Raw genomic sequence first — 12,962 nt, forward strand, 5'->3', positions numbered from 1 at the left:
CCGGAATACCATCCCCGCCCTTCCGGCGCCGTTCACGTCTTGCGCCCGTGTGTGACGTCAATTCCAGGAGAAAACCCGCCATGTGCAGTACTCGCCGTCCCTCGCCCGGACGCTTCAGGGGACCTGCGCAGTGAGCGGCCTGCGGAAGCGTTCGGTCGTGCTCGCGGGCCACGCCACCTCGGTGGCGCTGGAACCGGAGTTCTGGGCCGTACTGGACCGGATCGCGGCCCGCCGCAGCCTCTCCAAGGCGCAACTGCTGGCCGACATCGACGCGGGTCGGGGCCGGCGCCCGCTCGCCTCCGCCTGTCGATTGCTGGCGCTCAGCTGGGTGGCGGAACACGGGGTGGAGATGTAAAATCGGCCGCCGACAAGGAGCCTTCCCTATGGACACCCCGCGCCTGATCCCCGCCGCCGTCTTCGGCGGCCTGGTCGCCCTGGGCCTGATCGGCGCCGGCGCTCTGATCGGCCAGGGCGTGGTCCACGCCCGCGCCGGCGACCGCACCGTGACCGTGCGCGGCCTGTCGGAGCGCGAGGTGAAGGCGGATCTGGCGGTCCTGCCGCTGCGCTTCACCGCCTCGGGCGAGGTTCTGTCCGAAGTCCAGGCACGGATCGACGGCGACCTGGCCCTGGTCCGCCAGTTCCTGAAGTCCCAGGGCTATCCGGCCGAGGCCGTCGATCTGGGACGGCTGGAGGTGGCCGACACGCGGTCTCGGGAATACGGAGTCCAGAACGGCGGCCCTCGCTTCATCCTGGCCCAGACCGTCATCGTCCGCACCGGCGACGTCGCCCGGGTCCAGGCCACCACCCGCGCCCTCAACGACCTGGTCCGTCAGGGCGTGGTGCTTCAGGATTTCCAGGGCCCCTCCTACATCTTCACCAAGCTGAACGCCGTCCGGCCCGAGATGATCGCCGAAGGCACGGCGGCGGCGCGCACCGGCGCCGAACAGTTCGCCAAGGACTCGGGCACGCCGCTCGGCCCCATTCGCCAGGCGACCCAGGGCTCCTTCGAAATCCTGCCGCGCGACGGCGCGGGCGGCGACGAATCCGGCTCCATCGACAAGAAGGTCCGGGTCGTGACCACCATCACCTATAGTCTGAAATAGGCCCGTCCGGCGCCTGTACCTCGCCCAGCTGGACGATCTCGGACGCGGGCCGTTCGGTGGGTCGCCGCTCGTCGACCTCCCGCTCACCCGTCGATTCGACCAGGGCGACCCACACGGCGATAACGGCGAACATGCCGACCATGCCGAGGACGAAAGCCCGCCAACCGCCTCCGTCCTGTCCAGGTCTTCGGTCCGATGGTCGGGTCATCCTCTGCGCCTTCCGTTGCATCGTCAGGGGAACAGAGCCTCGGCGGAACCGGTTCCGCAGTTCATTTCCGGACCGGTCCTGACATCGCCGTCTGGTCCCCTTATGTTCCCTTCTTCGATTCTGACCGCCCGGACCGCTTGCCGCCTGTGACCGATCTTCCCGCCCCCCGTATTTCAGACCTGGCCCGCGCGCGTGCGCCGCAGGAGGGAGAGGCGCGCGACTATCTGTCTGGACTGAACCCCGAGCAGCGCGAGGCGGTCGAGACGACGGAAGGCCCGGTCCTGGTCCTGGCGGGCGCCGGCACGGGCAAGACGCGGGTGCTGACGACGCGACTGGCCCACATCCTGGCCACCGGCCGCGCCCGCCCGTGGGAGCTTCTGGCCGTCACCTTCACCAACAAGGCCGCGCGCGAAATGCGCGAACGGATCACCCATCTGATCGGCCCCTCCGCCGAAGGCCTGCGCTGGCTGGGCACCTTCCACTCCATCGCCGCCCAGATCCTGCGCCGCCACGCCGAACTGGTCGGGCTGAAGTCCAGCTTCACCATCCTGGACACCGACGACCAGGAGCGGCTGCTGAAACAGCTGCTGGAAGCCGCCAATATCGACACCAAGCGCTGGACGCCCAAATCCCTGGCCGGCCTGATCGACCACTGGAAGAACCGCGGCTGGACGCCCGACAAACTGCCGCCCGGCGAAGACTTCGCCAACGGCAAGGGCCAGGGTCTTTACGCCGCCTATCAGGCCCGCCTGCGCACCCTGAACGCCTGCGACTTCGGCGATCTGCTGCTGCACAACATCACCATCCTGTCCAAGCACGCGGACCTGGCCGAGGAATACCGGCGACGCTTCCGCTACATTCTGGTCGACGAATATCAGGACACCAACGTCGCCCAGTATCTGTGGCTGCGGCTGCTGACGGCCTCGACCGGCAATGTCTGCTGCGTCGGCGACGACGACCAGTCGATCTACGGCTGGCGCGGGGCCGAGGTGGACAACATCCTGCGCTTCGAGCGCGACTTCCCCGGCGCCAAGATCGTCAAGCTGGAGCGCAACTATCGCTCGACCAGCCATATCCTGGGCGCCGCCTCGGGCCTGATCGCGGCCAACCGCGACCGTCTGGGCAAGACCCTGTGGACCGAGGACGACAGCGGCGACAAGGTGCGGGTGCGCGGCGTCTGGGACGGCGAGGCCGAGGCCCGTCTGATCGCCGATGAGATCGAGACCGCGCGTCGCCCCCACGCCGGCAAGCCGGGGCTGAAATACAAGGACATGGCCATACTGGTCCGCGCCTCCTTCCAGATGCGCGCCTTCGAGGAGCGGCTGGTCATGCTGGCCATCCCCTACCAGGTCATCGGCGGCCCCCGCTTCTTCGAACGCGCCGAAATCCGCGACGCCCACGCCTATCTGCGCCTGATCCAGTCCGAGGACGACGACCTGGCCTTCGAGCGGATCGTCAACGTCCCCAAGCGCGGCATCGGCGACACCAGCGTCCAGAAGATCCTGCAGATCGCCCGCCAGCACGACCTGTCCGCCCTGACGGCCGTGCGAGGCCTGATCAACACCGACGAGCTTCAGGCCCGCACCCGCACCGCCCTGTCCAACTTCGTGCGCGACCTGGACCGCTGGCGCGCCCTGGCCGAGACCACGCCTCACTGGCAGGTCATGGAGACGGTGCTGGAGGAGAGCGGCTACACCGAGATGCAGAAGGCCGACCGCACCAGCGGCCAGACGCGGCTGGAGAACCTGAAGGAACTGACCCAGTCCATGCAGCAGTTCGAGACGCTGCAGGCCTATCTGGAGCATGTCTCCCTGGTCATGGACCTGGAACGGGCGACGGCCGAGGACCCGCACGGCGACGGGGCGGTCCAGATCATGACCCTGCACGGCGCCAAGGGACTTGAGTTCCCGCTGGTCTTCCTGCCCGGCTGGGAGGAAGGCGTCTTCCCCAGCCAGCGCAGCATCGACGAAAAGGGCGAGAAGGGCCTCGAGGAGGAACGCCGCCTGGCCTATGTCGGCGTCACCCGCGCCAAACAGGACGCCCGCATCTCCTTCGCCGCCAACCGCCTGGTCTATGGCCGCTGGACCTCGCAACTGCCCAGCCGCTTCGTCGACGAACTGCCCATCGCCCACGTCGATCCCCAATCCGACACCGGCTACTACGGCGCCTCGACCGGCATGAAGGAGGCCAAGAGCCGCTGGGACGACGCGCCCAGCTTCGGCAGCGGCTATTCCTCCCCCGGTTGGAAACGGGCCCAAAGCTTCACCGCCGCACAGACGCCGAACCGCATCCCCGCGCGCAAGGCCGTGATCGAGGGCGACGGCCGCCTGATCGCCACGGCGGACCCGAAGTCCAGCTCAGGATGGGCGCGCGGCCAGCGCGTCTTCCACCAGAAGTTCGGCTACGGCCACGTCCGCGTCATAGAGGGCAACAAGCTGCTGGTCGATTTCGAAAAGGCGGGCGAGAAACGGGTGATCGACAGTTTCGTGGAGAAGGCGGACTGAACGGAGCGACGTCGGCGTGGCGGCGATCATCCGCCTTTGCCGTCGGCCAAGCTTTGGCCTAAGCCATCGCCTTCCTGTCTGCGACCGAGTCCGCCATGTCCGCCCCTGCCCGTCCCACCGTTGATCGCGCCTGGTTGAGCTGGGCCATGCGGCGGATCGAGGCGGACTACAACCGCTCGGCCGACACCCATCTGATCCCGGTGGACATGCCGGCCCTGTCGGACATCGCCCTGTATCTGAAGGACGAATCCAGCCACCCGACCGGCAGCCTGAAGCACCGTCTGGCGCGGTCGCTGTTCCTCTACGCCCTCAGCAACGGCTGGATCGGCGAGGGCATGACCATCATCGAGGCGTCCAGCGGCTCGACCGCCGTGTCCGAGGCCTATTTCGCCCGGATGCTGAACCTGCCCTTCATCGCCGTGGTGCCGCGCTCCACCGCCCAGGAGAAGATCGCCGCCATCGAATTCTACGGCGGACGCTGCCATTTCGTGGACGTGCCCGGCGAGGCCTACGCCGAGAGCCAGCGGCTCGCCGACGAACTGGGCGGCCACTACATGGACCAGTTCACCTATGCCGAACGAGCGACAGACTGGCGCGGCAACAACAATATCGCCGAGTCCATCTTCGCCCAGATGCGACGCGAGCCCTGCCCCGTCCCGCGCTGGATCGTGTGCGGCGCCGGCACCGGCGGCACCTCGGCGACCATCGGCCGGTTCGCCCGGTTCAATCGCCACGACACCCGGATCTGCGTCGCCGACCCGGAAGCCTCGGTCTTTCACCGTCACTGGGCCGACGCGGCGGTCCAGAGCAGCGCCGATCGCCCGTCCCTGATCGAGGGCATCGGCCGAGCGCGGGTCGAGCCCTCCTTCATCCCCAGCGTGGTGGATCGGATGATCGTCGTCCCCGACGTCGCCTCCATCGCCGCCACCCGCGTCCTCAGCCGGCGTCTGGGCCGCCCCTGCGGCGGATCGACCGGCACCAACCTGTGGGCCTGTGTCGAACTCGCTCAGGAGATGGCGCAGGCGGGCGAATGCGGTTCGATCGTCTCGATCCTGTGCGACCACGGCGACCGCTACGCCTCGACCTATTTCGACGACGCCTGGATCTCCTCCCAGGGCCTGGACACAGCGCCCTGGGAGGCCCGCCTGGACGCCTTCTTCGAAACCGGCGTCCTGCCCGAGGCCTGAACCGCCTGTCTTGTCGGGATGAACAGGACTAAGAAGAGCCGAGAGGCCGCAAACGGTCCGAACCTCTACAGGAGCCGACCATGGCGGGCCTCAAGGACAAGCGCGGCTTCATCGACAAGGACCGCATCGACCTGACCGAGCGTCAGTCGGTCGAATACCGGATGAAGCGCTGGGGCGTGACCAAGGATCAGATCACCGCCGCCCACCGCAAGGTCGGCCGCATGACCAAGGACATCGCGGCGGAGCTGGGGAAGAAGCGCTGAGCCTCAGTCCCTGGCCTGCGTCAGGATCATCTCGGGCGTTTCCCTGACGCGAAACACCTTGGCCACAAACTGGTTATCGATGCTGACCTCCGTCAGAGTCGGCTGACCATGTTTGCCGTCCTTCACGATCAATTCGCGGACGTGGTTCAGGTTGATCCAGTGAACCACGCCGTTTGTCTCGGTGACCTTGGCGAACATGGACCTCTCCATCAGATGTGCAGCACCCGCCCATAGGCGTCCAGCGCCGCCTCGTGCATGGCTTCCGACATGGTCGGGTGCGGATAGACGATGCCGTGGATGTCCTCTTCCGTCGCCTCCATGGTGATGGCGGTGACATAGCCCTGGATCATCTCGGTGACTTCGTGGCCGATCATATGGGCGCCGATCAGGGCGCCGGTCTTGGCGTCGAAGATCACCTTGACGAAGCCGTCGATCTCGCCGGCGGCGACGGCCTTGCCGTTCACGCGGAACGGGAAGCGGCCGATCTTGACCTCGCGCTTCTCGGCGCGGGCGGCCTGTTCGGTGACGCCGACCGAAGCGACCTGCGGCTGGGCGTAGGTGCAGCCGGCGATGGGCGAGACGACATTGGGAGTCTTGTAACCGGCGATATATTCGGCGGCGTGAATGCCTTCGTGGCTGGCCTTGTGCGCCAGCCAGGGCGCGCCGGCGCAGTCGCCGATGGCGAACAGGCCCTTGACGTTGGTCTGGCAGTGGCTGTCGGTCTTGATATGGCCGCGGTCCAGCTCGACGCCCAGGGCCTCCAGGCCGATGCCGTCGGTGTTGGCGGTGATGCCCACGGCCGAGATGCAGACCTCGGCCTCTAGGGCCTCGGCCTTGCCGCCGACTTCGATGTCCACCTTCACGCCCGCGCCGGTCTTGGAGACCTTGGTCACCTTGGCCCCGACCTTGAACTTGACGCCGCGCTTCTCGAACGATTTCTGGGCGGCCTTGGAGACCTCCTCGTCCTCGACCGGCATGATGCGCTCGACCGCCTCCACGACCGTCACCTCACAGCCCAGGGCGCGATAGAAGCTGGCGAACTCGATGCCGATGGCGCCCGAGCCGATCACCACGAAGGTCTTGGGCAGCTTCTTCGGCGCCAAGGCGTCGCGATAGGCCCAGATCTTGTCGCCGTCGGCCTCCAGACCGATCTGCGGCAGGGCGCGCGCCCGCGCGCCGACCGCCAGCATCACCGACTTGGCCTCGACCGTGCGCGATCCGCCGGCCTTCAGGGCGATCACGACCTTGGGCGCCGCAGCGCCCTTCTCCAGCTTGGCCGAACCCTCGATCACCTCGATCTTGTTCTTCTTCATCAGGAAGGCGACGCCCTTGTTCATCGTCGCCGCGACGCCGCGCGAGCGCTGGATGATGGCGTCGAAGTCGAACGACGCGCCGGACGCCGACAGGCCGTATTCCTTCAGATGGCTCAGGCTCTCGAACTTCTCGCCCGACTTCAGCAGGGCCTTGGTCGGGATACAGCCCCAGTTCAGGCAGATGCCGCCCAGGTTCTCGCGCTCGACGATGGCGACCTTCAGGCCCAGCTGGCTGGCGCGGATGGCCGCGACGTAACCGCCGGGGCCCGAGCCGATGACGACGAGATCGAATTCAGCAGCCATGATCAGATCAACTTCTCGATGTCGGCCTTGATGGCCTCAGGTTCAGTCTGCGGGGCGTAGCGGGCGACCACCCTGCCCTCGCGGTCGGTCAGGAACTTGGTGAAGTTCCACTTGATGGATTGGGAGCCGAGGAAGCCCCGCTTCTGCTGCGTCAGCCAGGCATAGAGCGGATGCCGGTTCGGCCCGTTGACCTCCACCTTGTCGAACAAAGGGAAGCTGACGTCGAAGCTGGTGGCGCAGAAGGCGGCGATCTCCGCCGCCCTGCCCGGCTCCTGATTGCCGAACTGGTTGCAGGGAAAGCCCAGCACCTCGAACGGCGCATCGGCGAAATCCCGATGCAGCTTCTCCAGACCCTCGTATTGGCCGGTGAAGCCGCATTTGGACGCGGTATTGACGATCAGCAGCGCCTGACCGCGGAAACGGTCCAGCGACACCTCGGCGCCGTCGATGGCGCGGGCGGAGAAGTCATAGACCGAGGTCATGACTTCCTCCCCCTCACGCCAGCATCGCGACGGGATCTTCGATAAGCGGCTTGAACGCCTGCAGGAAGCGGGCGCCGGTCGCGCCGTCCACCACGCGGTGATCGCAGGTCAGGGTCACGGTCATGACCGTGGCCGGAACCACCTGGCCGTTCTTGACCACGGCCCGCTGCTCGCCCGCGCCCACGCTCATGATACAGCCCTGGGGCTCGTTGATGATCGAGGTGAACTGTTTGATGCCGAACATGCCCAGGTTGGACACCGAAAAGGTGCCGCCCTGGAATTCTTCGGGCTTCAGCTTGCGGTCGCGGGCGCGCTTGGCCAGGTCCTTGGACTCGGTCGCGATCTGCGCCAGACCCTTGGTCTCGGCCTTCCTGATGATCGGGGTGATCAGGCCGCCGTCGATCGCCACCGCCATGGAGATGTCGGCGTTGTGGTGCATGGCGATGCCTTCGGGGGTGTAGGAGGCGTTCGCCTCCGGCACCATCTTCAGGGCCAAGGCGGTGGCCTTGATGACGAAGTCGTTGACCGAGACCTTGATGCCCTGCGGCTCCAGCATCTTGTTCACCTTGGCGCGGACGGCCATCAGCTGGTCGATCTCGCAGTCGATGAACAGGGGGAAGTGCGGCACGTTCTGCACGCTCTCCACCATCCGGCGCGCCACGGCCTTCTTCATCCCGTCCAGCGGGATCAGGTCGTAGCTGCCGTCCGGAATACCCATCTGGGCCAGGGACAGGGCCTTGCGGGGCTCGGCGGCTGCGGCCGTCGAAGCGGCGGCGGCGGGCTGGACAGATCCCTTGCCGGCGGCTTCCACATCGCGACGCACGATGCGCCCGTGCGGACCGGTGCCCTTGACCGACTTCAGATCGACGCCGTTCTGAGCCGCGATCCGACGCGCCAGGGGCGAGGCGAAGATGCGCTGGCCGCTTTCGGACTTCGGCGCCGGTGTGCTCTTAGGCGGCAGAACGGCCTCGGCGGACTTCACGCCTTCGGGCGTGGCCACGGCCTGTCCGCTTTCATGGCCGGCCGGGGCCGGTTTGTCGCTCGTCGGCGGGCCGGCGGGCTTGTCGGCCTTCGGGGCCGCCGCGCCGCCCTCGTCCTTCAGGCGGGCGATGGGCGTATTGACCTTCACCCCTTCCGTGCCTTCAGCGACCAGGATGTCGGTGATCTCGCCCTCGTCAACGGCCTCGACTTCCATCGTGGCCTTGTCGGTTTCGATCTCGGCGATCACGTCCCCGGCGGAGACGACGTCGCCGACCTTGACGTGCCACTTGGCCAGGACGCCCTCTTCCATCGTCGGAGACAGGGCCGGCATCAGGATGTCGGTCATGCCATCACCTGCTTCACGGCTGCGATGATCTTGTCCACGCCCGGCAGCGACAGGGCTTCCAGATTGGCGGCGTAGGGCAGAGGCACGTCCTCCTGGTGCACCCGCAACGGCGGGGCGTCCAGATAGTCAAAGGCGTGTTCGATGACGCGGGCCACGACCTCGGCGCCGACACCCATCGGACCCCAGCCCTCTTCGGCCGAAACCAGGCGGCTGGTCTTCTTGACGCTCTCGACGATGGTCTCGTGATCCAGCGGGCGCAGGGTGCGCAGGTCCACGACCTCGCACTCGACGCCTTCCTCGGCCAGCTTCTCGGCGGCCTGGAGGGCGAAGCCGACCATGCGGCTGTGCGCCGTGATGGTCACGTCCTTGCCTTCGCGACGGACCTTGGCCTTGCCGATGGGGACGACATAATCCTCGACCTCGGGCACGTCGAACTCGAGGCCGTACATCATCTCGTGCTCAAGGAAGACGACCGGATTCGGGTCGCGGATCGCGGCCTTCAGCAGGCCCTTGGCGTCAGCCGCGTCATAGGGGGCGATGACCTTCAGGCCAGGAACCTGGGCGTACCAGGCCGAATAGTCCTGGCTGTGCTGGGCGCCGACGCGCGAGGCCGCGCCGTTCGGGCCGCGGAAGACGATGGGGGCGCGGATCTGACCGCCCGACATATACAGGGTCTTGGCGGCCGAGTTGATGATGTGGTCGATCGCCTGCATGGCGAAGTTGAACGTCATGAACTCGACGATCGGCTTCAGACCCGCCATGGCGGCGCCGACGCCCAGACCGGCGAAGCCGTGCTCGGTGATCGGGGTGTCGACGACGCGCTGGTCGCCGAACTCCTGCAGCAGTTCGCGGCTGACCTTGTAGGCGCCCTGATACTGGGCGACTTCCTCGCCGATCAGGAAGACCTTGTCGTCGCGGCGCATTTCCTCGGCCATGGCGTCGCGCAGGGCGTCGCGGATGGTGGTCTTCACCAGCTTGGCGTCGGCCGGGATTTCCGGATCGCGCAGCTCGACCTTGGGGGTCGAGGTCTGGGTCGGGGCCTTTTCGGGATCGCCGGTCTTGCCCTCGGCGGTCGCCTTGGGCGCATCGGCCTGGGCCTTGTCGGACTCCGCCTTCGGGGCGGGCGCCGCCGCGCCGTCTTCGCCGGCCAGACGCGCGATCGGCGTATTGACCTTCACATTCTCCGAGCCTTCGGCGACCAGGATCTCCAGCACTTCGCCTTCATCCACGGCCTCGACTTCCATCGTGGCCTTGTCGGTTTCGATCTCGGCGATCACCTGGCCGGCCGACACGGTGTCGCCCGCCTTGATGTGCCATTTGGTCAGCGTGCCCTCTTCCATCGTGGGGGACAGCGCCGGCATGAGGATGTCGGTCACGGATCAGGCCTCCACGTAGACGTCGGTATAGAGCTCGGACGGATCGGGTTCCGGGCTTTCTTGGGCGAATTGAACGGCCTCTGCGACGATGGCCTTGATCTCGTTGTCGATGGCCTTCAGCTCGTCCTCGGTCGCATTGGCGGCGGCCAGCAGGGTCTTGACGTGATCGATGGGATCGCGGGTCTTCTTGACCTCGTCCACCTCTTCCTTGGTCCGGTACTTGGCCGGATCGGACATGGAGTGGCCGCGATAGCGGTAGGTCTTGACCTCAAGGATGTAGGGACCTTCGCCGGCGCGGGCGCGCTCGACCGCCTTCTTGACCGCGTCACGGACGGCCAGAACATCCATGCCGTCGACCTGTTCGCCGGGAATGCCGAAGCTGGCGCCGCGCTGGCTGAGCTGGGTCGTGGAGGACGAGCGTTCGATGCTCGTGCCCATGGCGTACTGATTGTTCTCGATGATGTAGATGGCCGGCAACTTCCACAGCTGGGCCATGTTGAAGCTTTCGTACACCTGACCCTGGTTCGAGGCGCCGTCGCCGAAATAGACGAAGGCCACCGAATCGTCGCCGCGGTACTTGCCCGCAAAGGCCAGGCCCGTGCCCAGCGCCACCTGGGCGCCGACGATGCCGTGGCCGCCGTAGAAGCCGGTCGGCACGTCGAACATGTGCATCGAGCCGCCCTTGCCCTTGGACGAGCCGCCGATGCGGCCGGTCAGTTCGGCCATGACTTCCTTCGGATCCATGCCGGCGGCCAGCATATGGCCGTGGTCGCGGTAGCCGGTGATGATCTTGTCATGGCCCTGTTTGACGCTCTCCTGAACGCCCACGGCCACGGCTTCCTGGCCGATGTACAGGTGGCAGAACCCCCCGATCAGACCCATGCCGTAAAGCTGGCCCGCCCGCTCCTCGAAGCGGCGGATGAGCACCATCTCACGGTAATAGCGGAGGAGGTCCTCCTTGGAGGCCGAAGGCGTGTTCGGCAGTTTGTCAGGCGCAGTGGTCTGAGCGGCTTTGGCTGGGGCTTTCGCCATCCGGCATCTCCCGGCTAGGCGCCGGGGAGCGACGCCTTCTTATCGTTACGGAAGGGGGCTTTAGCAGCCTTCGTTCCCGAAACGCAAAGGGGGGCGGGCCAAGCTGTAACAATAGTTCAAGTGGGGAGGATTTTCACCCCTGAACGGATTGCGCCTGAACGGCAATCACATAGTCGCGCGGGTCCGAAAACCCGAGAACCGCGCGGGCCCGCTCCTCCAGCAGATCCTTGGACAGGCTGTCGCTGCGCAGATAGCGCACGCGGGTTTCCAGATCGCGCCGTTGTTCCGTCAGATGGGCGAGCTGCGCCTCGCGCTGCCCCAGCAGGGCGTCCCGCGACGATCCGCTCAGCAGGCCGCGCTCGCCCGTCAGGGCCTGCACCCCAAGATAGGCGAGCAGGAGCAAAAGGACGATGGACAGGCGGTACGGCTTCATCCGTTCGGGCAAGACAGACGCTCCTTCTGAGCGCGAGAGACACAGTTCGTTAACTGTGCCCGAAAATGCCTAACGAAAAGTAGCTTAGCCTTAAGAAAGTCGGCGAAGAATGCCGATTCTTCGCCGACAATTCGTGGCTTAGCGCAGGAGCATGCCGTCGCCGAAATAGACGGCCTGGTCACCCAGCATCTCCTCCAGGCGCAGCAGTTGATTGTATTTGGCCACCCGATCGGAGCGGGCCAGCGAGCCGGTCTTGATCTGTCCGCAGTTGGTGGCCACGGCCAGGTCGGCGATGGTCGAATCCTCGGTCTCGCCCGATCGGTGGCTCATCACGGCGGTATAGCCAGCGCGGTGGGCCATATCGACGGCGTCCAGGGTCTCCGACAGGGTGCCGATCTGGTTGACCTTGATCAGGATGGAGTTGGCCAAGCCCTCGCCGATGCCGGCGGCCAGACGCGCGGGATTGGTCACGAACAGATCGTCGCCGACCAGCTGGACCCGGTCGCCCAGACGTTCGGTCAGCAGGCGCCAGCCGTCGAAATCGTCCTCGGCCATGCCGTCCTCGATCGAGACGATCGGGAACCGCTCGCACAGATCGACCAGATAGGCGGCCATGCCCTCGGCGTCGACGGTCTTGCCCTCGCCCGCCATCACATATTTGCCGTCCTTGAAGAACTCGGTCGAGGCGACGTCCAGACCCAGGTGGAAGTCTTCGCCGGCCAGATAGCCGGCCGCCTGCCCCGCCTTGGTGATGAAGCTCAGGGCTTCCTCGGCCGAGGCCAGATTCGGCGCAAAGCCGCCTTCGTCCCCGACGTTGGTGTTATGACCGGCGTCCTTCAGCTGCTTCTTCAGGGCGTGGAAGATCTCCGTACCCATGCGCAGGGCGTCGGTGAAGGTCTCGGCGCCGGTCGGCAGGATCATGAATTCCTGGATGTCGATCGGATTGTCGGCGTGGGCGCCGCCGTTGATGATGTTCATCATCGGCGTGGGCAGGACGCGGGCAGAGACGCCGCCGATGTAGCGATGCAGCGGCAAGCCGGCCGAGATGGCGCTGGCCTTGGCGGCGGCGAGTGACACGCCCAGGATGGCGTTGGCGCCCAGACGGCCCTTGTTCGGCGTGCCGTCCAGCTCGATCATCGCCTCGTCGATCCGACGCTGATCCTCGGCGTCCATGCCGGACAGGGCGTCAAAGATCTCGCCGTTGACGGCGTCGACCGCCTTCTGCACGCCCTTGCCGCCCCACATATCCTTGTCGCCGTCGCGCAGTTCGACGGCCTCGTGGGCGCCGGTCGAGGCACCCGAGGGCACGGCGGCGCGGCCGAAAGAGCCGTCATCCAGGATCACATCCACTTCCACCGTCGGATTGCCCCGGCTGTCGAGAATCTGGCGGGCGACGATGTCGGCGATGTCGGTCATGGCTCGGCTCTTTGG

General features: G+C 66.5%; 14 protein-coding genes. 5 read left to right on the forward strand and 9 right to left on the reverse strand.

The features are described 5' to 3' along the window. The first annotated feature begins 130 nt into the window (after positions 1-130). Positions 131-355, forward strand: a complete 225-nt coding sequence (locus JL11_RS12125; protein ID WP_054765880.1) for a ribbon-helix-helix domain-containing protein — start codon at positions 131-133, stop codon at positions 353-355. A gap of 28 nt (positions 356-383) precedes the next feature. Beyond that, a complete protein-coding gene (locus JL11_RS12130; RefSeq protein WP_054765881.1) occupies positions 384-1,103 on the forward strand; it encodes an SIMPL domain-containing protein in 720 nt (239 codons plus the stop codon). Here JL11_RS12130 and JL11_RS17550 read toward each other — a convergent pair. Beyond that, a complete protein-coding gene (locus JL11_RS17550) occupies positions 1,084-1,311 on the reverse strand; it encodes a hypothetical protein (RefSeq protein WP_152950337.1) in 228 nt (75 codons plus the stop codon). The genes JL11_RS12130 and JL11_RS17550 overlap by 20 nt on opposite strands. 146 nt (positions 1,312-1,457) lie before the next feature. Here JL11_RS17550 and JL11_RS12135 point away from each other — a divergent pair, with 146 nt between their 5' ends. The 3 genes from JL11_RS12135 to JL11_RS12145 all read left to right on the forward strand — a co-directional run bounded on the left by JL11_RS12135 (position 1,458) and on the right by JL11_RS12145 (position 5,265). Then, the gene (locus JL11_RS12135) at positions 1,458-3,815 is read left to right on the forward strand and encodes an ATP-dependent helicase (RefSeq protein WP_054765882.1); all 2,358 of its coding nucleotides are present in this window, start codon (positions 1,458-1,460) and stop codon (positions 3,813-3,815) included. Between the two features lie 95 nt (positions 3,816-3,910). Beyond that, on the forward strand, positions 3,911-5,002 hold the full coding sequence (locus tag JL11_RS12140; RefSeq protein ID WP_054765883.1) for a PLP-dependent cysteine synthase family protein: 1,092 nt from the start codon (positions 3,911-3,913) through the stop codon (positions 5,000-5,002). 80 nt (positions 5,003-5,082) lie between these two features. Continuing rightward, a complete protein-coding gene (locus JL11_RS12145) occupies positions 5,083-5,265 on the forward strand; it encodes a DUF3606 domain-containing protein (protein ID WP_054765884.1) in 183 nt (60 codons plus the stop codon). A gap of 3 nt (positions 5,266-5,268) precedes the next feature. Here the strand turns inward: JL11_RS12145 and JL11_RS12150 are convergent, their stop codons facing one another. The 8 genes from JL11_RS12150 to eno all read right to left on the reverse strand — a co-directional run bounded on the left by JL11_RS12150 (position 5,269) and on the right by eno (position 12,947). Further along, the gene (locus JL11_RS12150) at positions 5,269-5,463 is read right to left on the reverse strand and encodes a hypothetical protein (RefSeq protein WP_054765885.1); all 195 of its coding nucleotides are present in this window, start codon (positions 5,461-5,463) and stop codon (positions 5,269-5,271) included. A gap of 11 nt (positions 5,464-5,474) precedes the next feature. Continuing rightward, a complete protein-coding gene (gene lpdA, locus JL11_RS12155) occupies positions 5,475-6,881 on the reverse strand; it encodes a dihydrolipoyl dehydrogenase (protein ID WP_054765886.1) in 1,407 nt (468 codons plus the stop codon). Positions 6,882-6,883: 2 nt separating this feature from the next. Then, on the reverse strand, positions 6,884-7,363 hold the full coding sequence (locus JL11_RS12160; protein WP_054765887.1) for a glutathione peroxidase: 480 nt from the start codon (positions 7,361-7,363) through the stop codon (positions 6,884-6,886). A gap of 13 nt (positions 7,364-7,376) precedes the next feature. Continuing rightward, a complete protein-coding gene (locus JL11_RS12165; RefSeq protein ID WP_054765888.1) occupies positions 7,377-8,690 on the reverse strand; it encodes a pyruvate dehydrogenase complex dihydrolipoamide acetyltransferase in 1,314 nt (437 codons plus the stop codon). After that, positions 8,687-10,066: a pyruvate dehydrogenase complex E1 component subunit beta gene (locus tag JL11_RS12170; protein WP_054765889.1), complete on the reverse strand. Its 1,380-nt coding sequence runs from the start codon at positions 10,064-10,066 to the stop codon at positions 8,687-8,689. The genes JL11_RS12165 and JL11_RS12170 overlap by 4 nt, the downstream gene beginning before the upstream one ends. 3 nt (positions 10,067-10,069) lie before the next feature. Further along, complete coding sequence (pdhA, locus tag JL11_RS12175; RefSeq protein WP_054765890.1) at positions 10,070-11,098, reverse strand: pyruvate dehydrogenase (acetyl-transferring) E1 component subunit alpha; 1,029 nt, start codon at positions 11,096-11,098, stop codon at positions 10,070-10,072. Positions 11,099-11,231: 133 nt separating this feature from the next. Continuing rightward, a complete protein-coding gene (locus tag JL11_RS12180) occupies positions 11,232-11,531 on the reverse strand; it encodes an FtsB family cell division protein (protein WP_054765891.1) in 300 nt (99 codons plus the stop codon). A gap of 138 nt (positions 11,532-11,669) precedes the next feature. Beyond that, on the reverse strand, positions 11,670-12,947 hold the full coding sequence (gene eno, locus JL11_RS12185) for a phosphopyruvate hydratase (protein ID WP_054765892.1): 1,278 nt from the start codon (positions 12,945-12,947) through the stop codon (positions 11,670-11,672). Positions 12,948-12,962 lie beyond the last annotated feature (15 nt).

Source organism: Brevundimonas sp. DS20, assembly GCF_001310255.1.
Taxonomy (GTDB): domain Bacteria; phylum Pseudomonadota; class Alphaproteobacteria; order Caulobacterales; family Caulobacteraceae; genus Brevundimonas; species Brevundimonas aurantiaca.